Source organism: Acidiluteibacter ferrifornacis (assembly GCF_009909615.1).
Lineage (GTDB): Bacteria > Bacteroidota > Bacteroidia > Flavobacteriales_E > Vicingaceae > Acidiluteibacter > Acidiluteibacter ferrifornacis.
On the sequence record NZ_WWNE01000008.1, the window covers coordinates 1 to 21,098 of the forward strand.

At 36.8% G+C, this 21,098-nt stretch carries 25 protein-coding genes and 1 tRNA gene; 14 read left to right on the forward strand and 12 right to left on the reverse strand.

Annotated features, from left to right (window positions below):
- Nucleotides 1–274: 274 nt before the first annotated feature.
- Nucleotides 275–347 (reverse strand) — tRNA-Met (locus GQN54_RS10435).
- A gap of 165 nt (nt 348–512) precedes the next feature.
- Between GQN54_RS10435 and era the strand changes: the two genes are divergently transcribed.
- Nucleotides 513–1,391: a GTPase Era gene (era, locus tag GQN54_RS10440; protein ID WP_160633495.1), complete on the forward strand. Its 879-nt coding sequence runs from the start codon at nt 513–515 to the stop codon at nt 1,389–1,391.
- 9 nt (nt 1,392–1,400) lie between these two features.
- Entirely contained in the window at nt 1,401–2,705 is a 1,305-nt protein-coding gene (gene der / locus GQN54_RS10445; protein WP_160633496.1) for a ribosome biogenesis GTPase Der, read from the forward strand.
- 75 nt (nt 2,706–2,780) lie between these two features.
- Here der and metK read toward each other — a convergent pair whose 3' ends face one another.
- Nucleotides 2,781–4,034, reverse strand: a complete 1,254-nt coding sequence (gene metK, locus GQN54_RS10450) for a methionine adenosyltransferase (protein WP_160633497.1) — start codon at nt 4,032–4,034, stop codon at nt 2,781–2,783.
- Between the two features lie 81 nt (nt 4,035–4,115).
- A complete protein-coding gene (gldA, locus tag GQN54_RS10455) occupies nt 4,116–5,024 on the reverse strand; it encodes a gliding motility-associated ABC transporter ATP-binding subunit GldA (RefSeq protein ID WP_160633498.1) in 909 nt (302 codons plus the stop codon).
- Between the two features lie 75 nt (nt 5,025–5,099).
- Between gldA and rsgA the strand changes: the two genes are divergently transcribed.
- The 4 genes from rsgA to GQN54_RS10475 all read left to right on the forward strand — a co-directional run bounded on the left by rsgA (nt 5,100) and on the right by GQN54_RS10475 (nt 9,378).
- Entirely contained in the window at nt 5,100–6,032 is a 933-nt protein-coding gene (rsgA, locus tag GQN54_RS10460; RefSeq protein WP_160633499.1) for a ribosome small subunit-dependent GTPase A, read from the forward strand.
- Nucleotides 6,032–6,484: a D-aminoacyl-tRNA deacylase gene (gene dtd, locus GQN54_RS10465; protein WP_160633500.1), complete on the forward strand. Its 453-nt coding sequence runs from the start codon at nt 6,032–6,034 to the stop codon at nt 6,482–6,484. Before rsgA ends, dtd begins: the two co-directional genes overlap by 1 nt.
- Nucleotides 6,484–6,807, forward strand: coding sequence for a nucleotide pyrophosphohydrolase (locus GQN54_RS10470; protein WP_160633501.1), 324 nt, complete (start codon nt 6,484–6,486; stop codon nt 6,805–6,807). Before dtd ends, GQN54_RS10470 begins: the two co-directional genes overlap by 1 nt.
- A 120-nt stretch (nt 6,808–6,927) precedes the next feature.
- Nucleotides 6,928–9,378, forward strand: a complete 2,451-nt coding sequence (locus GQN54_RS10475) for a protein-disulfide reductase DsbD family protein (protein ID WP_160633502.1) — start codon at nt 6,928–6,930, stop codon at nt 9,376–9,378.
- Nucleotides 9,379–9,571: 193 nt separating this feature from the next.
- Here GQN54_RS10475 and GQN54_RS10480 read toward each other — a convergent pair whose 3' ends face one another.
- Nucleotides 9,572–10,165: a LysE family translocator gene (locus GQN54_RS10480; RefSeq protein ID WP_207554878.1), complete on the reverse strand. Its 594-nt coding sequence runs from the start codon at nt 10,163–10,165 to the stop codon at nt 9,572–9,574.
- A 33-nt stretch (nt 10,166–10,198) separates the two neighbouring features.
- Complete coding sequence (locus GQN54_RS10485; protein WP_160633504.1) at nt 10,199–10,630, reverse strand: hypothetical protein; 432 nt, start codon at nt 10,628–10,630, stop codon at nt 10,199–10,201.
- Nucleotides 10,631–10,738: 108 nt separating this feature from the next.
- Between GQN54_RS10485 and lpcA the strand changes: the two genes are divergently transcribed.
- Nucleotides 10,739–11,311 (forward strand): D-sedoheptulose 7-phosphate isomerase, encoded by a 573-nt coding sequence (lpcA, locus tag GQN54_RS10490; protein WP_160633505.1) that lies wholly within the window; start codon nt 10,739–10,741, stop codon nt 11,309–11,311.
- Here lpcA and GQN54_RS10495 read toward each other — a convergent pair.
- Nucleotides 11,308–12,123, reverse strand: coding sequence for an energy transducer TonB (locus GQN54_RS10495; RefSeq protein ID WP_160633506.1), 816 nt, complete (start codon nt 12,121–12,123; stop codon nt 11,308–11,310). The two genes, lpcA and GQN54_RS10495, sit on opposite strands and share 4 nt — an antisense overlap.
- Nucleotides 12,124–12,189: 66 nt before the next feature.
- Between GQN54_RS10495 and GQN54_RS10500 the strand changes: the two genes are divergently transcribed.
- Nucleotides 12,190–13,728: a YifB family Mg chelatase-like AAA ATPase gene (locus GQN54_RS10500; protein ID WP_160633507.1), complete on the forward strand. Its 1,539-nt coding sequence runs from the start codon at nt 12,190–12,192 to the stop codon at nt 13,726–13,728.
- Here GQN54_RS10500 and GQN54_RS10505 read toward each other — a convergent pair whose 3' ends face one another.
- Genes GQN54_RS10505 through GQN54_RS10525 form a run of 5 tightly spaced genes read right to left on the reverse strand, consistent with a single transcriptional unit; the run spans nt 13,729 to nt 15,973 of the window.
- Complete coding sequence (locus GQN54_RS10505; protein WP_160633508.1) at nt 13,729–13,962, reverse strand: hypothetical protein; 234 nt, start codon at nt 13,960–13,962, stop codon at nt 13,729–13,731.
- Complete coding sequence (locus GQN54_RS10510) at nt 13,955–14,830, reverse strand: sterol desaturase family protein (RefSeq protein WP_160633509.1); 876 nt, start codon at nt 14,828–14,830, stop codon at nt 13,955–13,957. Before GQN54_RS10510 ends, GQN54_RS10505 begins: the two co-directional genes overlap by 8 nt.
- Nucleotide 14,831: 1 nt before the next feature.
- Nucleotides 14,832–15,257 (reverse strand): rhodanese-like domain-containing protein, encoded by a 426-nt coding sequence (locus GQN54_RS10515; RefSeq protein WP_160633510.1) that lies wholly within the window; start codon nt 15,255–15,257, stop codon nt 14,832–14,834.
- A 7-nt stretch (nt 15,258–15,264) separates the two neighbouring features.
- Nucleotides 15,265–15,666, reverse strand: coding sequence for a DUF983 domain-containing protein (locus GQN54_RS10520; protein WP_160633511.1), 402 nt, complete (start codon nt 15,664–15,666; stop codon nt 15,265–15,267).
- A gap of 1 nt (nt 15,667) precedes the next feature.
- On the reverse strand, nt 15,668–15,973 hold the full coding sequence (locus tag GQN54_RS10525) for an ArsR/SmtB family transcription factor (protein ID WP_160633512.1): 306 nt from the start codon (nt 15,971–15,973) through the stop codon (nt 15,668–15,670).
- Nucleotides 15,974–16,170: 197 nt separating this feature from the next.
- Here GQN54_RS10525 and GQN54_RS15530 point away from each other — a divergent pair, with 197 nt between their 5' ends.
- From GQN54_RS15530 to GQN54_RS10545, 5 genes are all read left to right on the forward strand, one after another.
- Nucleotides 16,171–16,299, forward strand: a complete 129-nt coding sequence (locus GQN54_RS15530) for a hypothetical protein (RefSeq protein ID WP_262885870.1) — start codon at nt 16,171–16,173, stop codon at nt 16,297–16,299.
- Nucleotides 16,296–17,159 (forward strand): UDP-2,3-diacylglucosamine diphosphatase, encoded by an 864-nt coding sequence (locus tag GQN54_RS10530; protein ID WP_160633513.1) that lies wholly within the window; start codon nt 16,296–16,298, stop codon nt 17,157–17,159. The genes GQN54_RS15530 and GQN54_RS10530 overlap by 4 nt, the downstream gene beginning before the upstream one ends.
- A 3-nt stretch (nt 17,160–17,162) precedes the next feature.
- Nucleotides 17,163–18,206, forward strand: a complete 1,044-nt coding sequence (locus tag GQN54_RS10535; protein ID WP_160633514.1) for a glycosyltransferase family protein — start codon at nt 17,163–17,165, stop codon at nt 18,204–18,206.
- A 2-nt stretch (nt 18,207–18,208) separates the two neighbouring features.
- A complete protein-coding gene (locus GQN54_RS10540) occupies nt 18,209–19,573 on the forward strand; it encodes a GH1 family beta-glucosidase (RefSeq protein WP_207554879.1) in 1,365 nt (454 codons plus the stop codon).
- A gap of 92 nt (nt 19,574–19,665) precedes the next feature.
- On the forward strand, nt 19,666–19,815 hold the full coding sequence (locus GQN54_RS10545; protein ID WP_160633515.1) for a T9SS type A sorting domain-containing protein: 150 nt from the start codon (nt 19,666–19,668) through the stop codon (nt 19,813–19,815).
- Nucleotides 19,816–20,124: 309 nt separating this feature from the next.
- Here the strand turns inward: GQN54_RS10545 and GQN54_RS10550 are convergent, their stop codons facing one another.
- Nucleotides 20,125–20,604: a PepSY-like domain-containing protein gene (locus GQN54_RS10550; protein WP_160633516.1), complete on the reverse strand. Its 480-nt coding sequence runs from the start codon at nt 20,602–20,604 to the stop codon at nt 20,125–20,127.
- A gap of 219 nt (nt 20,605–20,823) precedes the next feature.
- Here GQN54_RS10550 and GQN54_RS10555 point away from each other — a divergent pair, with 219 nt between their 5' ends.
- Entirely contained in the window at nt 20,824–21,033 is a 210-nt protein-coding gene (locus GQN54_RS10555) for a hypothetical protein (RefSeq protein ID WP_160633517.1), read from the forward strand.
- Nucleotides 21,034–21,098: the final 65 nt, after the last annotated feature.

The following is a 21,098-nucleotide window of genomic DNA, read 5'->3' on the forward strand; positions in this document are numbered from 1 at the left end:
GAGCAATCAATTCTGATTACTCCTTGTAGTAGCGGGGATACGTCCCGATAGCTATCGGGACAAACGAGTGACCAAATTTTAATATCTATTGAAGTGTTCTGAAAAAGTTAGAACAAAAAAAGGAGCAATCATTTCTGATTACTCCTTGTAGTAGCGGGGATACGTCCCGATAGCTATCGGGACGAACGTATGACCTAATTTCAATTTCTATTGAAGTGTTTGTAAAAATAAGGCACAAAAAAAAGGAGCAATCATTTCTGATTACTCCTTGTAGTAGCGGGGATACGACTCGAACGTATGACCTTCGGGTTATGAGCCCGACGAGCTACCAACTGCTCCACCCCGCAATATATCTTTAAACAATATTGTCTTTTTCAGTAAATCGATCCCGTTAAACCGCTGTTTAACTCTCAATTAAAGGCTATTTTTATTCAATAAATAAAGGTGCCTTCCTTAATTGGAGTGCAAATATATTATTTGTTTCTTTGCAGTGCAAATAAAATGCATAAAAAATGTCACATAAAGCAGGATTTGTTAACATCATCGGTAACCCAAATGTGGGCAAGTCGACACTAATGAATGGATTAGTGGGAGAAAAGATGTCAATAATAACATCAAAGGCTCAAACGACTCGTCATCGTATTTTGGGAATAGTGAACGATGAGGACTATCAAATCGTCTTTTCTGACACTCCTGGGGTGTTAGAACCGAACTATAAACTGCACGAAGGAATGATGAAATTCGTGTATTCTGCATTAGAGGATGCCGATGTTTTATTATTGATTGTAGATGCCTACGATCAAATCATCAAAAATGAGAAGGTCTTAAAGCGTCTTCAAACTATTGAAGTGCCATTAATCATTGTAGTCAACAAAATAGATTTGTTGGATCAAGAACGATTAGAGCAGACGGTTAATCTTTGGATTGAGCAGTTCCCTAAAGCTGAAATCTTACCTATGTCAGCTTTGCACAAGCAAGGCCTAGATACTTTGTTAAAAAAGATTACAGAATTGTTGCCTGATTCGGCACCGTACTTCGAGAAGGATGCTTTAACAGATAAAACGGAGCGTTTTTTTATGGCTGAAATCATTCGTGAAAAGATTTTCATGAACTATAAAAAGGAGATTCCATATTCTTGTGAAGTGGTTGTAAATTCATTTTTAGACGAAGAGAATATTGTTAGAATTGCTGCAGATATAATGGTAGCTAGGGATTCTCAAAAAGGGATATTAATTGGACATCAAGGAAAGATGTTGAAGAAAGTTGGAACGTCTGCACGAATTGATATGGAGAAGTTCTTAGATAAAAAAGTGTTTTTAGAATTATACGTGAAAGTTGATAAAGACTGGAGAGATGAAGATTCTAAATTAAAGCGTTACGGCTATTTATAAGTAGAAATTATGGCAAATATTGTTGCAATTGTAGGACGTCCAAATGTTGGAAAGTCTACATTATTTAATCGTATTACAGAAAGTAGAAAGGCAATCGTAGATGAGCAAAGTGGGGTTACTCGCGATCGTCATCATGGTCATGCCAATTGGTCTGGACGTGAGTTTACGATAATCGATACTGGTGGTTATATCAGTGGGTCAGAGGATGTTTTCGAAGGTGAAATTCGAAAACAAGTTGAAATTTCTATTCAAGAAGCCAATATTATTTTATTTGTAGTAGACGTTACTGCAGGTATTACCGATTTGGATGATGTGGTGGCTGATATGCTGCGTAAAAGTGGAAAAAAAGTGTTTGTTATTGCCAATAAGGTAGATAATAACGAGCGGTGGGGAGAATCTGCAGTGTTTCATTCATTTGGCTTAGGTGCTCCTTATAATATTTCTTCACTGAGTGGCAGTGGTACAGGAGATCTACTAGATGCTGTAATTGCCGAATTTCATGATGGAGATGAGGAAGAATTAGATATCCCAAAGTTTGCAATTGTTGGTCGCCCGAATGTTGGGAAGTCGTCTTTGGTAAATGCTCTAATTGGTAAAGAAAAGAATATCGTCACAGACATCGCAGGAACTACACGTGATGCACTTGGTACTCGTTACAATGCATACGGTTTTGACTTTATGTTAACTGATACTGCAGGACTGCGTAAGAAAGGTAAGGTGGACGAAGATGTAGAATTTTATTCTGTAATGAGGTCGATTCGTGCCATTGAAAATAGTGACGTTTGTATTCTGTTAATTGAAGCAGATAAAGGCGTGATGGCTCAAGATCTGAACATTCTTCAGTTAGCGTTGAAGAATAAGAAGGGTTTGGTAATTATGGTGAATAAATGGGATTTAATTGCGGATAAAGGATCAAACACCATGCGTGATTTTAAGAACGCGATTTTAGAAAAAATTGCACCTTTTAATGATGTTCCAATCATTTTTACTTCGGTGACCGAAAAGCAACGAATATTTAATGTTCTAGAAGAGGCTGTTCATGTGTATCAAAACAGAATCAGAAAGATTCCTACCAATAAACTGAATAAAGTGATGTTGCCAATTATCGAAGCAGTGCCACCTCCAGCAGTTAAGGGGAAGTATATTAAAATTAAGTTTGTAAATATGCTGCCAACTTTCAAGCCTACTTTCGTCTTTTACTGTAATTTACCTCAGTATATTAAGGAGTCGTACAAGCGGTTTTTAGAAAATAAATTGAGAGAGCAATTTGATTATACTGGAGTTCCTATTCAATTGTTTTTTAGAGAAAAATAATAGCATACTGTCTAAAACGAAAAACCATCTTAGAATCAACTAAGATGGTTTTTTTATGAATATAAGTTTCAGAAATTACAATCCAAAACCTGCTTTTACTTTATCTACATAGTCTAACTTTTCCCAAGTAAACAATTCAACATCCATTGTTTTAGTCTCGCCATTTGGTTGCGTAAAACTTTTAGAAACCACTTCGTTTACTCTACCCATATGTCCGTATGCAGCAGTTTCGCTGTACATAGGAGAGCGTAATTTCAATCTGCTTTCAATAGCTGATGGACGCATGTCAAAGATTTCAGAAACCTTTTTAGCGATTTCGCCATCTTTCATGTTCACTTTAGAAGTTCCATAGGTTTCCACAAAAATTCCCATCGGTTCTACAACTCCAATTGCATAAGAAACTTGAACTAAAATCTCATCAGCAACGCCTGCAGCTACTAAGTTTTTAGCGATATGACGTGTAGCGTATGCAGCACTTCTATCTACCTTACTTGGATCTTTTCCTGAAAATGCACCACCACCGTGAGCACCTTTACCACCGTAGGTGTCTACAATAATCTTTCGGCCAGTTAAACCAGTGTCTCCATGAGGACCACCAATTACAAACTTTCCTGTTGGATTAATGTGGTATTTAATATTGTCATTGAATAATGCTTGTATTTCCGGTGATAACAAGGCTTTCACTCTTGGAATAACGATTTCTATAATGTCTTTTCTAATTTGAGCCAACATAGTTTCGTCATCAGCAAAATCATCGTGCTGTGTAGAAACAACAATAGCTTCAATTCTTTGAGGAACGTTATCGTCAGAATACTCTATAGTAACTTGGCTTTTAGCATCAGGACGCAAGTACGAAATATCTGTTCCTTCTCTTCTCATTTTCGCCATTTCCTTAAGGATTAAATGCGATAAATCTAAAGCTAAAGGCATGTAATTTTTAGTCTCGTTGGTTGCATAACCGAACATCATTCCTTGGTCACCTGCACCTTGCTCTTCTTTCGAAGCTCTATCAACTCCACGGTTGATATCGTCAGATTGCTCATGAATGGCAGAAAGTACTCCGCAAGAGTTTCCATCAAACATATATTCACCTTTTGTGTAACCAATTTTGTTGATTACGTCACGTGCAATTTTCTGAACGTCTAAATAGGTATTTGATTTTACTTCACCAGCAAGAATAACTTGTCCGGTTGTAACTAAAGTCTCACAAGCCACTTTCGACTCAGGGTCAAAAGCTAAAAAATTATCAATAAGAGCGTCAGAAATTTGATCTGCTACTTTGTCAGGATGTCCTTCTGAAACCGACTCGGATGTAAATAAATATGGCATTTAATTATATTATTGAATTGTTATAAGGGCGCTAAAGTACGAATTTGACTTAGAAAAATAAAAGTCATTTATAAGCTTTATTTATTGCCTAGTTAATTGTTTAAATACGTCTTCTAATTTTTGAGATTCCTTTTGCAGAGTAAGCACAGCAGCACCTTCGCTCACCGCAAAGTTGAAAATAGCGGTTCTTAAATCTATATCAGAGCTACTTTCTATTTTGTATGTATTGTCTCCTATTTTGGCAAATTGAGTAATTCCTTTGATGTTTTTTAGGTTTGATTCTTTAATTTGACCTTCAAACTCTACTGTTATTACTGTTTTTTCAGTAGCTAAATTGGTTAATTCCTTCGCCGACTTATTGGCTACCAATGACCCTTTATTGATGATCATCACTCGGTCACAAATGGCCTCCACCTCTTGCATGATGTGAGTAGAAAGCATTACCGTTTTTTCTTTTCCCACCAGCTTGATTAGATTTCTAATCTCAGCCAATTGGTTAGGATCTAATCCTGTGGTAGGTTCATCTAAAATCAACACTTTGGGGTCGTGAATTAAGGCTTGCGCTAATCCTACTCGTTGCCGATATCCTTTTGATAAAGCGCCAATTTTTTTATTTTGCTCTACTTGAAGTCCTACTTTTTCTATGATGTCATCAATTACCTTTTTGGTGGGTTTGATGCCGTGTATCTGAGCCACAAAGGCAATCGACTCTCTAACGTACATGTCTAAATAAAGTGGGTTGTGTTCAGGTAGGTACCCAATTAGTCCTCGCACGGCAAGTGCATCTTTGGTCACATCAATGCCGCAAACACTTACCTGTCCTTCTGATGCTGGAATGTAAGTCGTTATGATTTTCATCATTGTAGACTTTCCTGCACCATTTGGCCCTAAGAATCCAACGATTTCTCCCGGTTTTACCTCAAAACTAACATCGTTTAACGCACGCTGAGTGCCATATAATTTAGTTATATTCTCTACCTTTATCGACATATTTAAACCTCGTTTAGAAAGGCCGAATTTACTAATTTTAAGCTGTAAGGCATTGTTAAAATAATTGAAATACATTTGAAAGGAATAGTTACAAAATCAACAGGTAGTTGGTACATAGTTCGAGGAGTAGATGGGGAAATCTATAATTGCCGTATAAAAGGTAAGTTTAGGATAAAAGGGATAAAAAGTACTAATCCTATTGCTGTGGGAGATAAGGTGGAGTTTGATTCAGATACTGACTCTTATGTTATCCACAAACTAGAACCCCGAGAGAATTATATTGTCCGAAAATCAATTAATTTATCCAAGCAAACGCATATCATCGCGGCCAATATTGATCAAGCATTTTTATTTGTAACATTAAAGTTGCCAGAGACTTCCACGGAGTTTATTGATCGGTTTTTAGTAAGTGCTGAAGCTTATCACATTCCTGTGAAATTGATTTTTAATAAGATAGACATCTACGATGAAGAGGAGTTGAAGTTCTTGCGTTTTATTCAATCTATTTATAAAAAGATAGGCTACGATTGTTACGAGGTCTCTGCGGAAAAACAAATTAATCTTGAGATAATTAAGGGGTTGTTAAAAGATAAGATCACCATGCTTTCGGGTCATTCGGGAGTTGGAAAAAGTACTTTAATCAATCAATTGGATCCTGAGTTGGATCTTCGAACATTGGCGATTTCAGAAGCTAATAAATCAGGAATGCACACCACCACTTTTGCAGAAATGCATCCACTTATTTTTGGAGGCGATATTATCGATACCCCCGGAATTAAAGGTTTCGGAGTAGTGGATTTGGAAAGTGGCGAACTCAGTCACTACTTCCCAGAAATGATGAAAGTGCTGCCCGATTGTAAATTCAGTAATTGCATTCATATTAATGAGCCTGGCTGTGCTGTAAAAGCAGCAGTCGATTCTGGAGAAATTTCACCAACAAGATATAGCAGTTACTTGTCAATAACGGAAGATGAGAAAGGAGAGAATTACAGAGCAAAAGGATATTAATGAGAGTGATTATTCAACGAGTGTCAGAAGCTTCTGTCACGATAGATGGCAAAGAGAAAGCAAATATTAATCAAGGTTTATTAATATTGTTAGGTATTGAGGTTGCCGATGAAAAGGACGACCGCGATTGGTTGATTCGAAAGGTGGTCAATATGCGTATATTCAATGACAAAGATGGCGTTATGAATTTATCTGTCAATGACATTAACGGAGATGTTTTGATAGTAAGCCAGTTTACGTTGCACGCAAGTACTAAAAAAGGAAATCGTCCATCTTATATGAAAGCTGCCCCACCCGTTCAAGCAGAAGAGCATTATGAATTGTTCAAGAAAGAAATGACGGAAGCTATTGGTAAGCCCATCCAATGTGGAGAGTTCGGTGCAGATATGAAAGTCCATTTGTTGAATGATGGACCTGTGACAATAATTATGGATTCTAAAAACAAAGAATAATGACATTGCAAGAAGCTCAGAAAAAGGTAGACGATTGGATCAAGCAATACGGTGTTCGGTATTTTAATGAAATGACCAATATGGCTATTCTAACTGAAGAAGTTGGAGAGGTCGCTCGGATAATGGCCCGAGAATATGGGGAGCAGTCCAAGAAGAAATCAGACGAAGGAAAAGAGTTGGGAGATGAATTAGCGGATGTTTTATTTGTGTTGGTTTGCATTGCTAATCAAACCGGAATCGACTTACAAGCTGCTTTTGAAAAAAATATAGAGAAGAAAACGCAACGGGATAGCACTCGACACAAAGAAAACGACAAGTTGTAACAGTGGTTTTTGATAATTGGTTACAAAATGTAGGCTTCAATAGCCAACAAATTCAAAAAACATGATGGCGATTGTTTCATTAATGTTAAATTTGGGTTTCTTATAAAAAATATTCAATAAATGATCCGATTCACAGCGTTATCAAAATCAATCGTTTTGACGATTGGAATACTTTTTAGTTCATTGTTAATGGCTCAAATTCAAGAGCCGATTAAGTGGGAAGCTTCAGTTAATCAATTGGAAAATGGAGAAGCAGAATTAATAATGACTGCTAAAATTGATAAAGGGTGGCATTTGTATTCTCAGTATCTGCCTAATGATGATGGTCCTATAGCGACTGAGTTTTCTTTTACTCCTTCCGATAAATACCAATTAATTGGAAAAGTAGAAGAGCCAAAACCGATAACAGAATACGACAAGAATTTTGATATGGAATTGAGCTTCTTTGCTAAAAAAGTTCAGTTTATTCAAAAGATTAAAATCCTTTCTGGTGCAGATTTTACCATTTCCGGAGAGAGTTACTCTATGGTGTGTAACGACGAAATGTGTTTGCCTCCAGAAGCGATTGAGCATGTTTTTAAAATAAAGGGGTCGGGAGAAACGACTGGTAGTGTCTCTTCTGAAGGTGAGAATGCGACTACTTCTGTTTCAGACGAATTTTTAGATGCTGTGAAATGGGAGTATTCTTCCATTTTAAAGGACGAAAGTACTGGTGCTTATGAATTCCACTTTAAAGGAGAAATAGGAGAAGGATGGCATTTGTATTCACAAAAGCAGAAGTCGGAAGAAGAGCAAGTAATGGCGACGAAATTCTATTTGAATCGTTCATTAGAAGCGGATGGTGGATTCAATGAAATTGGAGAATTGATTACAGCATTTGATCCTACGGCAGATTTAGAACTAAACTATTTTGAGCACAATGTAGACTTTGTGAAAACCATTAGTGGGTTAGATAAAGGAGTTTACACCATTGAATTTGAGTATATTGTTTGTAATGCTACCATGTGTTTGCCACCTGAATTAATCGAAGTAGAGTTTGATTTAGCTACTGGTAAAGGAATGAATGTTTTAGAGAAAGAATCCCAAGAAGCTTCTTTGGATATTACTACCATTATACCTCATTTGCCACTTGTAGACTTAGAAAATCCTCAAGGTGACTGCGGCGAAGAAAAGCAAGAAGTGAGTAATGTGTGGATGGTTTTCTTATTTGGATTCATTGGCGGGTTGATTGCATTATTAACTCCATGTGTATTCCCAATGATTCCATTAACGGTAAGCTTTTTTACCAAAGGCGACGGTGGTGGAAAAGGATTAGGGAAGGCCGTTCTTTACGGATTTTTTATTTTCTTGATTTATGCCATTCTAAGTATTCCTTTTCACTTTAATACCGACCCAGCAGTCCTCAATGAAGTGGCTACGAGTGTTACTTTGAACATCATTTTCTTCATTGTGTTTGTAGTGTTTGCAATCTCGTTTTTCGGATACTTCGAAATTACATTACCTAGCAAATTGACCAATAAAGCAGACAATGCTTCAGAGGTAGGTGGTATTCTGGGGATCTTCTTTATGGCGTTAACGCTAGCATTGGTTTCATTCTCTTGTACCGGTCCAATTTTAGGAACTGTTTTAGGAAACGCTCTGAAAAACGGACCATGGCCAATTACAGCAGCCATGAGTGGCTTCGGTATCGCTTTGGGGCTTCCATTTGCGATTTTTGCAGCTTTCCCAAGTATGATGAGTAAGTTACCAAAGTCGGGTGGATGGTTGAATTCTGTAAAAGTAGTGTTAGGTTTTATTGAAGTTGCTTTAGCGATCAAGTTCTTGTCAAATGCTGATTTAGTAGAGCAGTGGGGATTGTTAAAAAGAGAAAGTTTCTTTTTGATATGGACAGTTATAGGAATTGGGTTAACAGCTTATTTGTTTGGATGGATTAAGTTTCCACATGACTCTCCAATAAAACGATTGTCTCCATTTAGAATTGGATTAGCAATACTCGTTTTAGCGTTCACTATTTATATCGCTCCAGGAGTTATGAAAACTTCTCCATGGAATCATAATTTGTTAAGTGGATTTCCACCTCCAACGTTCTACAGTTGGTATGAAAAAGAAACTTTCCACGCAGAATTTGATAGCTTCGATGAGGCTTTAGCAGAATCTAAGCGTGTGAATAAACCACTGTTGATCGACTTTACAGGGTGGGCTTGTGTAAACTGTAGAAAAATGGAAGAATCGGTTTGGACAGTAGAAAGTGTAAAAAAGAAATTGGAAGAAGATTTCGTTTTGGTGTCACTTTACGTTGATGATAAAGTAATGCTACCAGAAGAGCAACAGGGTGTTTTTGAATACATGGCTGGAGAAGAAATGAAGAAGAAAAAAATCAAAACCATTGGAAATAAATGGGCAACTTTTCAGACGCAAGTATTCAACAATAATTCTCAACCTTATTACGTGATGCTGAGTCCAGATGGATACTTATTGGGTAACCCTGTTGGATATACTCCAAGTGTAGAAGAGTATTCTGACTTCTTGGATTGCGGAATAGCTGCATTTAAAATGAACGCATCGAATTAGATTTAATTCCACTTAAAATACAAAAAGCATCTCGATTTTCGGGATGCTTTTTTTGTGAGAATTATAGCAACGTTGAGGTGATGTTTTATTTCTGAGTTGAAGTTTTTAAATCTTTATTTTGTCTTTTAAGCGGCTTCTATAGCAGAAGTCTAGATGACTCCATAGCTAGAATTTATAGAAGATTGCTTGCAAATTACCCCAATAACAATCCCAGTCCCAATATAGATAATACCCCAACGTTCATCCATTTGGTGTATTGCCAGAATCGATCGCTACGAAGGAATGGGGTTAATTTGGCTGCTAGGAGACAAACTATCCCGAAGATGAGAATAGCTTGAGTCATAAAAATTCCACCTAGAAAAACCATTTGTGTGGCGACTGTTAAATCACTTTCAGAAAGAATAAACTGGGGGAAGAAAGCGATAAAAAATAACGACACTTTGGGATTTAGGACATTCATAAAGAAGCCCACTTTCCAACGTTTCCAAAAGGAAGGGGAAACCTGCTCATTCCCATTCATGCTTATTGGACTAGAGGTGCTTTTAGCTGCTTGAAAGGCCAAATAGAATAAATAGGCTGCTCCGGCGTATTGAATTCCTTTCATCGCCCATTCGGATTGTGCTATGACAATGGAAAGTCCAGTAGCGGCTAAAGTAGTATGTACAATCAACCCACTGACTAAACCAATAGCTATGCTGAAACCGATTTTAGCTCCATTGCTCACGCTTTGAATTACAACAAATACTAAGTCAGGACCTGGCAACAAGGTGAGGGCAATAGATGCCAAGATAAAACTCCAATAATTGGTTAACAATTCCAATTAGTCGATCATTGTAGGAGATGGTGCTCGATTGTAGGCTTTTCTTTTCGGCTTAATGCTTTTGACAAACATCACATTGATTAGCTCGTCTTCTACTGTCACCATGGTCTTAGAAATTCCATTCGTAATTTTTAAAAACTTGTCGTACTTGGATTTCTTATCCAATGGTTCAAATGTTTTATCTATCATCTGAATTTGGATGTTGTTGCCATCAATTTTTCCATTGCTTACAGTTACTTTTCCAATGAAGCAGTCCGCAAAAGTTCCTTTTCTTACAGTAATTACAACATCATCATAAGTGCCATCTTCTACAAAATTAGCACCTCTAGTTTCAAATATCTTTGCATATTCTTGATAGCAATTCGAGTCGTCTTGAGCGTTTAAGCTCATGAAGGTCAATAAAGTAAATGTTGCGGCTAAGAAAAGTTTCATGTGTTGGTTGATTTGAAATATTAAGCCGCTAAAATAAAAATACTTTTTCGAAATACCCCGAAGAAGTTCAGCTTATTCTATCTTTGTGTAAAAGGAAACGATAGAGCTATGAGTTTACAGACCATCAAAGACAACTTTACGGAGGCGCAAGAAGTATTGAATCAATTTATTTCAAACGAATCGAATTTGAAAAAAGTTGATGATGCTGCGACATTAATCGCAGCTGCTTTGAAGGCAGGAAACAAAGTTATTTCGTGTGGTAACGGTGGGAGCATGTGTGACGCCATGCATTTTGCAGAAGAGTTAAGTGGTCGTTTTAGAAATGATCGACCTGCATTGGCTGCGATCTCTATTTCAGACCCTTCTCACATTAGCTGTGTTGGAAACGATTATGGGTATGAATATATCTTTTCTAGATACGTAGAAGGGGTTGGCCAAAAAGGCGATGTGTTGTTAGGGATTAGCACGAGTGGAACCTCTAAAAATGTGATCAAAGCAATTGAGGCTGCCAAAAGTAAAGGCATGAAAGTTATTGGTTTGACAGGCAAAGATGGCGGTGTTATGGCTGATTTATGTGACATCGAAATTAGAGCTCCGCATACTACTTATGCGGATAGAGCTCAAGAAATACACATCAAAGTAATCCACAGTTTAATTCATACCATCGAGCAGAAAGTTTAGTTGCTGGAGTTCGAATTGCCGTCAAACATTTCAAACCCACCTGAGCCGCCTGCATTAAAAAGAAGTCTGAAAGTCATCTTCGTACGGACAGCTTTTCCATCTTTTATTCCTGGTTCCCATCTCATCAATTGCAGTAGTCTCAATGTCTCCTCATTACAACCCGCAGGGAGAGCATTTACTAATTTATAGTTGGAAGACATGCCATAAGGTTCAATTATAAATTCATATTTCACCTCTCCTTTTACTTTTCGCACAATAGCTTCTTGAGGATATTTCATCGCTTTCAATGCAAATGCATTCATATTGTCTGCTCCAATTAAATTCGGGACAGAATCCAGTTGTTTCACCGTATATATTGTTCCAGATTCATCAACAGGAATACCTTCTGGATACGGTAATCCATCATAACCTCTTTTTTTAACTACTTTTTTATAGGTTTTAGGCGAAAACTTGATTCGCAATCCATCCTCCAGTTTTTCATTGACCAAACGTGTGTAGTCTACTTTCCAAACAATGTGATGGAAGAGTCGCATGGCTTCTTTATTAAATGCTTCATTGGTAGAAGCACTAATATTTGACTGAACCACTTCTCCTTCATTATTAATGATGTATCGAATTGTGACCTCTCCCTCCGTTTCGCTTTCGAGCATTGTTTTGGGATAAACAATTTCTTGTTTAATAAAGTCCTCTAAGTATTCGTTGCCTCCAACTGGAGAGGCTGCAAACCTGGAAGCCGGTAATAATTCAATCTTTTGAGCGAAGCCAATAGTGGATAGCCCTATGATTATTAGTGCAGTTATAATAAATTTCATTTGCTTTCTTTATATGCTAAAGGTAATAAAATTGTTATATTGCTATTTCATTTTGAAGGGTTTAATATGCTAGTAAAAACATACGGTAGTGCGGTTCAAGGGGTAGATGCCATTACAATAACAGTTGAGGTAAATGTAGATCAGGGTATTAATTTCTTATTGGTGGGACTTCCTGATAGTGCTGTAAAAGAGAGTCAACAGCGAATTGATTCGGCCTTAAGGTGTCACGGATATAAAATTCCTGGGAAAAAGGTTGTGATTAATATGGCACCAGCTGATATTAGAAAAGAGGGTTCTGCTTATGACCTGACGATTGGAGTTGGTATCCTAGCAGCTTCCGAACAAATGAAGTCTGATCAAATAAGTGACTTTGTAATCATGGGTGAACTTTCATTAGATGGTGGGTTACAATCGATGAAAGGCGCCTTGCCTATTGCCATTCAAGCTAAGAAGGAAGGATTTAGAGGAATTATTTTGCCGAAACAAAATGCTCGGGAAGCAGCTATCGTTGAAGGCCTAGAAGTCTATGGTGTAGAAAACATTAAAGAAGTAATTGACTTCTTTAATGGTGTTGGAGAGTTGGAGCGAGTAACTTTAGACATCAAACAAGAATTTTACAAGAATCTAACTTCTATTGAGTTCGATTTTCAAGATGTAAAAGGACAGGAGAATATAAAGCGTGCCTTAGAGATTGCCGCCGCTGGTGGACATAATGTGATTTTGATTGGTCCACCTGGAGCAGGTAAAACTATGCTGGCAAAACGATTGCCAACCATACTTCCTCCACTTTCTTTAAATGAAGCCTTGGAAACCACTAAAATTCATTCGGTGGCTGGTAAAATGGATCATAATGCAAGTTTGATAACTATGCGCCCATTTCGATCGCCACACCATACCATTTCTGATGTTGCCTTAGTCGGTGGAGGTGGATTTCCTCAGCCCGGTGAGATTTCTTTGGCTCACAATGGAGTGCTGTTTTTAGATGAATTGCCTGAATTTAAACGGACGGTTTTAGAAGTGATGCGCCAACCAATGGAGGAACGAAGAGTCACAATTTCTAGAGCACGTTTCACGGTTGATTATCCAGCAGCGTTTATGCTGATTGCCTCCATGAATCCATGCCCTTGTGGGTATTACAATCACCCCGAAAAGGAATGCATGTGTGCTCCTGGTGTGGTGCATCGATATTTGAATAAGATTTCAGGACCTTTATTGGATCGTATTGATTTGCATGTAGAAGTGACGCCGGTGCCTTTTAGTAAATTGTCGGAAGCGGCACTTTCTGAGAAAAGCCACGAAATTCGAGAAAGGGTTATCAAAGCAAGAGAAATTCAGAATGTGCGCTATGCTGAAAGTGAGAGCATTTATTGTAATGCTCAGATGGGTTCTAAACAGTTGAGAGAAATTTGTCGAATTGAAAAGGAAGGGCAAGATTTGCTCAAAACAGCAATGGACCGATTGGGATTATCAGCACGTGCGTATGATCGCATCTTAAAAGTATCGCGCACCATTGCTGATCTGGAAGAGAGTGAAAATATTCAAACGCATCATCTTGCCGAAGCGATTCAATACAGAAGCTTAGATAGAGAAGGTTGGGCAGGTTAACTATTTCTTGATCAACTTACGGATTAACAAAACCACAAACGCGATCATCGGAACACCATGCATAATGGTATCCCACCAATCCATGGGTTGCATTCCGTTTGCTCCACCCATTATCCATTTTACTTTTCCAAACAAGTGCGGCTCAGGCGAAAAAGGGGCTAGTCCAATCGCCAAGCAGGCTATGATAATAAACCATCCACTTTGATTGGTCGTATTGTTTGTGGTATTATTCATCTTTTATGAAAGGATAAATTTCTTGTTTAACAAATGATTCAGGAAATTCGTTTTCGTCGTCAAAACCCAATTCAATATCTCTGCCATCATGTGGAATGTAAGCCGTTTTAAATAGGTAGTCCCATATACTTAATGTCAACCCAAAATTAACTCCCATTTTTCGATCTTCGGGGAGTTTTTTTGCATGATGCCATATGTGCATTTGAGGGTTGTTAAAGATGTATTTTAATGGACCTAAATTCAATTTGAAGTTGCTGTGGTTGAAATGCCCCACCGCCAATGCGAATGCATCTACAATGAAAAATTCTACTAAATTAAATCCTAGCATGGCCAATGGAACATATTGAATGAATTTATAAACGATGGTTTCCATCCAGTGAAAACGAAGGTGAGCAGCAAATCCCATTTCTTTTACACTATGGTGTAATTTATGAAACTGCCACAAAAAAGGGGAGGCATGTAATAAACGATGAACGTTCCATTGAATAAAATCTCGAACGATGAAAAGTATACCTAACTGTGCCCAAATTGCTAGTTCGTTAATTTTTATGGCTACGATGTTAGTGATTCCAAATAGAGCTAAGAAATCACTAAAAAGAGTTACCAATACATTGGAAACCGAATTGTAAATGATCAACGAAAAAATGAAAAAGTTGAAAAACATATAAAATACATCCAACCAAAAGTCTTTTCGGATTAGTTTTTGATTTTTTCGCCAAGGGAAAAATATTTCAAGCAAATAGAAAAAGATAGACACTGCGATTAACAAATAAAAATAGCTGTGCCAAGAGGGATTAACAATGTCATTGACTAGATAATTCCAATAATCTCCAAAACCTTTAAGAAATATTTCAATGTATTTACTCATTTCATTTTACAATTGGTAATCCTTCTTTATTCCATGCGCCTATGCCACCATCCAAATCGTAAACTGCAGGAAATCCTTGAGATTTTATAAAATTAGCGGCCCTCGCACTTCGTCCTCCAACGGCACAATAAACCAAAACAGGTTTTGATTTATCCAGTGCAGCGATTTGGGCTTCAAATTGAGCATCGTTAATATTGATGTTCTTCGCATGCTCTATGTGCCCGCTGTTAAACTCTGTAGGAGTTCTCACATCAATCACTTGAATAGTGGATGGGTCATCCATTTTAGAAAGAAAACTGTTGCAGTTAATTACTTCAGAGACTGTTCCTTGCTTTAAGCTTTCTTGCCTTTGTTGTTGTGGCTCTTGTCCGTTTGAACAGCTTATTAAGCTGATGGAAAGAAATGAGAATAAAATGATTCTTTTCATATTTGTTTTATTTTTGAAGTTCTTCGGCCGTTTTTTCTACACCTTTATAGCTAAAAAATAAGTTGGCCCAAATGATTTTTGAAATGGCATAAATGAATGGAGAGAAAAGAATTAGAATTCCTGCAATGACGAAAACGATGGTCCAATAACTTAAATCTAATCCTAAAATTAATGTGGCTACCCAAACTGTTATCATTACTGCTACTCCAATGGAATAGGCTACATACATAGCTCCAAAATAAAAGCCAGTTTCCATATGCAGACTACGGTCGCAAACGGGACACCTTTTAAGTACCGGCGACATAGTCGATAAATTGTATGGGTTTTTATCTTCGTAAAATTCACCCTCATGACAATGGGGGCATTTTCGATGAAGGATACTATAGGCCTTGGTTCCTTTTTTTATCATTTTAAATAAAGTTGCAGTTTTTAATACAGTCAAATAATCTAAGAATAGATGGATCTACTAAACTGTAATTAATGTTTCTACCATTTCTTACCGACTTCAGTACACCCTTATCCTTCATTTTTATTAGGTGATGAGAAATTAATGATTGCTCAAGTCCTGTTAATTCCATTATTTGAGCAACGTTAAGAGCTTCTGAATTATTCATCATTTTTAAAATTTCTAGACGTACAGGATGAGCAATAGCTTTTAAAATGTCAGCTATTTTCTCCATTTTTTCGATTGAAATTTCTGTTTCTTTTGATTTCATAATTCTAAATACAAAAATATGAAAATATGTTCATATTACATTTAAGAAAGGTTAAATTAATAGCTAGTTCATATTGATTAGAAAAACATAATCCAATACTAAGATTGAGAATATATAGAGATAAGATAATGGGTTGAAATTAGTACACCATAAAATAGAGATTAAGTCTTTAATAAAAATTAATTAAAACTCTAATTATGAATTATTTAATTGAAATATATCAATTGTTAGTAATCCGATTTTTTCGTAAAAGGTGGGCCGGATTGTTTCATCAGCCAATGAGGCATAAAAAGTCGATGGATAACATTAATCCTCAAGTGGTATGAGTCAATCCAATTTAAAACGTTCTATAGATCTAGTAGTGTTATCAGATATCCACCTCGGAACTCGAGGTTGTCATGCAAAGGAGTTGCTGAAGTATATGAAAAGCATAGACCCTCAAAAGGTAATTTTGAATGGGGATATAGTGGACATATGGCAATTTAAAAAAAGTTATTTTCCTAAAGCGCATATGCAGGTAATTAAGCAAATTGCGAACTGGGCTACCAAAGGAGTTAAGGTGTATTATGTAACTGGGAACCACGATGAAATGCTCCGAAAGTTTGTAGGTTTTGAAATGGGAAGCTTGAAAATTGTCAATAAGGTAGTATTGAAATTGAATGGTAAAAAAGCTTGGTTCTTTCATGGTGATGTATTTGATGTCACGATGCAGCATAGTAAGTGGTTAGCTAAACTTGGAGCAAATGGATACGATTTGTTGATATTAATCAATCGATTAGTGAATCATATCTCAATGAAATTAGGGAAAGGAAAAATTTCTTTGTCGAAGCGAATTAAAAATAGCGTAAAAGGAGCGGTGAAATTCATAAATGACTTTGAAACCGTAGCCGCAGATATTGCTATTTCCAATAATTACGATTTTGTGGTTTGTGGGCACATTCATCAACCAGAAATGAGACTAATCAAAAATGAAGAAGGAGAAGTGTTGTATTTAAACTCTGGAGACTGGATAGAAAATCTAACAGCATTGGAGTTCAATAACAAGGCGTGGAGTATCTATAAATATGACGATGCGCATTATACAGACGATCATTTTCAAATAACACCGGATCAGGAATACAATAATAAAGAGCTGTTTGCTAAGTTGGTGGCAGAATTCAAATTGATGGAATTGACAAAAAGTTAGCAAATGAAAATATTATATGCGATACAAGGAACTGGAAATGGCCATTTGAGCAGGGCAAAGGAAATTATCCCTTACTTGAAAGAAAAGGGGGAGTTGGACCTTTTAGTGAGTGGAATACAATCTGATATTCCATTGCCTTATGAGGTGAAATACGTATTCAAAGGAATGAGTTTTGTTTTCGGGAAAAAGGGAGGAATAGATTACCTAAATACGTACATGAAAAATCATGTAAATCGTTTTATTGCTGAAGTCAAGAGTTTACCCATTGAACAATACGATATAATAATAAACGATTTTGAGCCAATTTCAGCTTGGGCTGCGCATTTTAAAAAGAAGTCTTGTATTAGCTTAAGTAATCAATGTGCGGTATTGTCTCCCAATGCCCCTAAACCTAAAAAAGAAGATACTTTGGGGAAATTCATGTTGAATAATTATGCACCAACAACGGCTACTTATGGTTTTCATTTTCAAAGTTATTCGGATAATATTTATACCCCAATTGTTCGTCAAGAAGTCAGAGACTTAAAGGTCTCCAATTTGGGTCATTATACTGTTTATTTGCCGGCCTATGATGATGAACGAATTATCAAGAAGTTGAAACTAGTTACGGATGTCCAATTTCAAGTTTTCACTAAACACGGTAAGTCAACTTACCAAAATGAGAATATACATGTTCAGCCCATCAACAATGAGGCGTTTCTAAAAAGTATGGCTTCTTGTACAGGGGTATTGTGTGCAGCAGGATTTGGAACTCCATCAGAAGCTTTATTTTTAAAAAAGAAATTGATGGTAATTCCGATGAAAGCACAGTATGAGCAACAATGCAATGCTGAGGCCTTAAAGTTAATGGGAGTGCCCGTTATTAAAGAATTACGGAAAAAACACATTCCCGCTATATTAAAATGGATTATGACAGACGATTTTGTGGAAGTAAATTATCCGAATCAAACCAAAGAAATAGTCGATTCCATTTTTGAAAATGAATTCTTTAAAAGGGATTCTTACTTGAATTTTATTCAAACGGATCAATTTAAAGTAGGCGCATAATAATGGAAGAATTTCAATTTCGCGACGACTTCCATTGGGGGGTGTCAACTTCTGCTTTTCAGATAGAAGGAGCACATGATCAATATGGAAAAGGGCCCTCTATATGGGATAAGTTCACCGAGAACAAAAAAAATATTTCCAATAGGGATAATGCTAAAATAGCATGCGATTTTTATCATAAGTATGAAGAAGACTTGCAAACCATCAAAGCACTTGGGATACCCAATTTTAGATTTTCTATTTCATGGTCAAGAATTTATCCTGAAGGATATGGGCACATCAACCAAAAGGGCGTTGATTTTTACAACCGATTAATAGATCGGTGTCTGGAATTGGAAATTGAACCTTGGGTGACTTTATATCATTGGGATTTGCCACACAATATTGAGTTGAGAGGAGGGTGGACAAATAGACGAATCGTTGACTGGTTTTTTGAGTATACTGCTTTTTGTGTTGCTCATTTTGGAGATCGTGTGAAACGATGGATGGTGCTAAATGAGCCAATGGTTTTTACGGGAGCTGGATATTTTTTGGGCATACACGCACCTGGTAAAAGGGGGTTGAAAAATTTTGTTCCAGCGGTTCATCATGCAGTATTGGCACAAGCAGTTAGTGGGAATATAATTAAAGATTTACGTCCAGACAGTATAGTGGGAACCACTTTTTCATGTAGTTTGATTGAACCCTTTAGGCCAGATAACGAGAAAGATATTCGTGCAGCAAAACGTGTAGATGCGTTGACCAACAGACTTTTTATCGAGCCCTCTTTAGGAATGGGGTACCCATTAAAGGAACTTCCATTTTTGAAAAGGATAGAAAAATATATGCGACACGATGATGAGGCACGAATGAAATTTGACTTTGATTTTGTAGGTATTCAGAATTATACGCGAGAAATAATCAAATTTTCACGATTTACTCCTTATATCGGTGCGAAGTTAGTTGAATCTAAAAAGCGAAATGTTCCCACAACAGAAATGGGGTGGGAAGTGTATCCCAAATCGCTGTATGCAATGGCGAAAAAGTTTTCGGCTTACGATGGGGTAAAGCAAGTGATTGTGACAGAAAATGGTGCTGCTTTTGATGACGAGATTCAGAATGATAAAATCTATGATTCCAACCGAATCAGTTACATCGCCCAAAATTTAAAACAATTAAAAAGAGCTCACTTAGAAAATTTGAAAGTTTCAGGATATTTCGTTTGGTCGTTGCTCGATAATTTTGAATGGTCGGAAGGTTATCGGCCACGATTCGGTATAGTTCATGTAGATTACAAAACTCTGAATAGAACCATAAAGTCGTCTGCCTTGTGGTACCAACAAGTGATTCAGTACAATCAAACTCAAATGAAGCAAAGTTGCCTTTAGCCTAATACCTAACCCGGCTAAGACTGCTATAGAAATCACATTGGACGTAGAGCAAATAGAAGGAGTAAAAATGCTCCGAGTTTATGCCATCAATGGACAAATTTTTACAAGGCAAGGTCGTGCAATCGGTTAATCACAAGGTCAATTCTATTGCTGTCAATGGCTTAAAAAATGGCATTTACTTTCTAAAAGTCATTTCAGAGAACGGGGTGAGTACGGAGAAAGTGGTGGTAGCTAAATAAGCGTAACACCTCTTAGGTTTTCAAAACTTTGGAGGGCTCTAATATGAAAATGCTCAATATGACTAAAATTTCTAAGCGATAACAAATGTTCATTTTTTAATTAAGATTAATTTGTGCGATTGGCCTTGAGTGATTCTCGAGGTTTTCGAAGTAGAGCCTTAGTAAATTCGTCTAGCTCCGAAGAACTGAGGAGATCCGACGAATGTCTTAGGCTGTAGGAGACAAATTGAAGTGAATTACTCAAAGCCTTGAACTTTTGGTTCATTTTGGTTCAAGCCAAAAGAACAAAAAAATCGCTTACCTATTATTCTAGTATGTACTCATTGATTTAGTTTCTAGGTCCCCGTTTGGTTGAAAGTAAATCATTTGAAACCGATCATCATTCGTTACTTTTATTTCGTAAAACAAATCTTCTCCAGTGCTCTCCGCTTCATAAGCCTCTTCTACTTTCCAAAATTTATATTCTGTCTTTTTAAATCCTTTCACTATTTTCTTCGGAAGTTCATCCGGCCAAGCGAGTTTTTTTCTTCGTTCTAAGATTCCTCCTTTTTCGTTTATCAAAACTTTGTGTGTCTCTCCGTTTAATGCAAATTCAGCTTGATAATTTTTGTCAATTCTCCACCACTGAATTAGTTTTCCTTCTGGATAAGAAGCTTCAAAACTTTCAATGGCATCGTCAGGTACTTCTGCTGCCGTTAGTCTAGCTACATGATTGGATTGAGCATCTAATGTGCTGGTTGATAAGAATAAATTAAAGAGAATTAAGTGAAGTAAATAGAAGCGTTTCATATTTTTTAATTTTTTTAAAAGACTAAAGAAACATTTATGCCGTTTTTGGTGTCTAGGGAATAAGTGTGTTTTCTTCCTCATCAATTCAAGATAGGTGAGGATTTTTAGAAATAAAGTGTGAATAATTTGTTACACTAGTTTACAGCTTGAAGAAGTAACTTTTAGTACAGAATGTTGGCACAATTTTTAACCACTTCAATTGAATTAAAACGTACTGATATGAACATTACAGAAAATAGAATGCAATTGTTTCCCCACGCTGGTGGTTGGGCGATATTTTATGAACGAACCTTTTCGTTCTCTAAAGTGATTCACAGTTTTGCAAAAGCATTGTTAGTTGCGAAAGAACTAGCACGGATGAATTGCGCTCAACTATTAGTAAGAGATGAAGAAGGACAAGTGTTGTTAAACGCGTCGTTCACTAGTTAGTTAGAATTAGATTGTTAGTTAGTTAATACGGATAAGGAGGAATGCCTAAAAAGGCATTCCTCCTT

Excerpts from the sequence above, each read along its gene's own strand:
- era (WP_160633495.1), top strand. The coding sequence starts at position 513 with ATGTCACATAAAGCAGGATTTGTTAACATCATCGGTAACCCAAATGTG.
- der (WP_160633496.1), top strand. The coding sequence starts at position 1,401 with ATGGCAAATATTGTTGCAATTGTAGGACGTCCAAATGTTGGAAAGTCT.
- metK (WP_160633497.1), bottom strand. The coding sequence starts at position 4,034 with ATGCCATATTTATTTACATCCGAGTCGGTTTCAGAAGGACATCCTGAC.
- gldA (WP_160633498.1), bottom strand. The coding sequence starts at position 5,024 with ATGTCGATAAAGGTAGAGAATATAACTAAATTATATGGCACTCAGCGT.
- dtd (WP_160633500.1), top strand. The coding sequence starts at position 6,032 with ATGAGAGTGATTATTCAACGAGTGTCAGAAGCTTCTGTCACGATAGAT.
- GQN54_RS10470 (WP_160633501.1), top strand. The coding sequence starts at position 6,484 with ATGACATTGCAAGAAGCTCAGAAAAAGGTAGACGATTGGATCAAGCAA.
- GQN54_RS10475 (WP_160633502.1), top strand. The coding sequence starts at position 6,928 with ATGATCCGATTCACAGCGTTATCAAAATCAATCGTTTTGACGATTGGA.
- GQN54_RS10485 (WP_160633504.1), bottom strand. The coding sequence starts at position 10,630 with ATGAAACTTTTCTTAGCCGCAACATTTACTTTATTGACCTTCATGAGC.
- lpcA (WP_160633505.1), top strand. The coding sequence starts at position 10,739 with ATGAGTTTACAGACCATCAAAGACAACTTTACGGAGGCGCAAGAAGTA.
- GQN54_RS10495 (WP_160633506.1), bottom strand. The coding sequence starts at position 12,123 with ATGAAATTTATTATAACTGCACTAATAATCATAGGGCTATCCACTATT.
- GQN54_RS10500 (WP_160633507.1), top strand. The coding sequence starts at position 12,190 with ATGCTAGTAAAAACATACGGTAGTGCGGTTCAAGGGGTAGATGCCATT.
- GQN54_RS10505 (WP_160633508.1), bottom strand. The coding sequence starts at position 13,962 with ATGAATAATACCACAAACAATACGACCAATCAAAGTGGATGGTTTATT.
- GQN54_RS10510 (WP_160633509.1), bottom strand. The coding sequence starts at position 14,830 with ATGAGTAAATACATTGAAATATTTCTTAAAGGTTTTGGAGATTATTGG.
- GQN54_RS10515 (WP_160633510.1), bottom strand. The coding sequence starts at position 15,257 with ATGAAAAGAATCATTTTATTCTCATTTCTTTCCATCAGCTTAATAAGC.
- GQN54_RS10520 (WP_160633511.1), bottom strand. The coding sequence starts at position 15,666 with ATGATAAAAAAAGGAACCAAGGCCTATAGTATCCTTCATCGAAAATGC.
- GQN54_RS10525 (WP_160633512.1), bottom strand. The coding sequence starts at position 15,973 with ATGAAATCAAAAGAAACAGAAATTTCAATCGAAAAAATGGAGAAAATA.
- GQN54_RS15530 (WP_262885870.1), top strand. The coding sequence starts at position 16,171 with ATGAATTATTTAATTGAAATATATCAATTGTTAGTAATCCGATTTTTT.
- GQN54_RS10530 (WP_160633513.1), top strand. The coding sequence starts at position 16,296 with ATGAGTCAATCCAATTTAAAACGTTCTATAGATCTAGTAGTGTTATCA.
- GQN54_RS10535 (WP_160633514.1), top strand. The coding sequence starts at position 17,163 with ATGAAAATATTATATGCGATACAAGGAACTGGAAATGGCCATTTGAGC.
- GQN54_RS10540 (WP_207554879.1), top strand. The coding sequence starts at position 18,209 with ATGGAAGAATTTCAATTTCGCGACGACTTCCATTGGGGGGTGTCAACT.
- GQN54_RS10545 (WP_160633515.1), top strand. The coding sequence starts at position 19,666 with ATGGACAAATTTTTACAAGGCAAGGTCGTGCAATCGGTTAATCACAAG.
- GQN54_RS10550 (WP_160633516.1), bottom strand. The coding sequence starts at position 20,604 with ATGAAACGCTTCTATTTACTTCACTTAATTCTCTTTAATTTATTCTTA.
- GQN54_RS10555 (WP_160633517.1), top strand. The coding sequence starts at position 20,824 with ATGAACATTACAGAAAATAGAATGCAATTGTTTCCCCACGCTGGTGGT.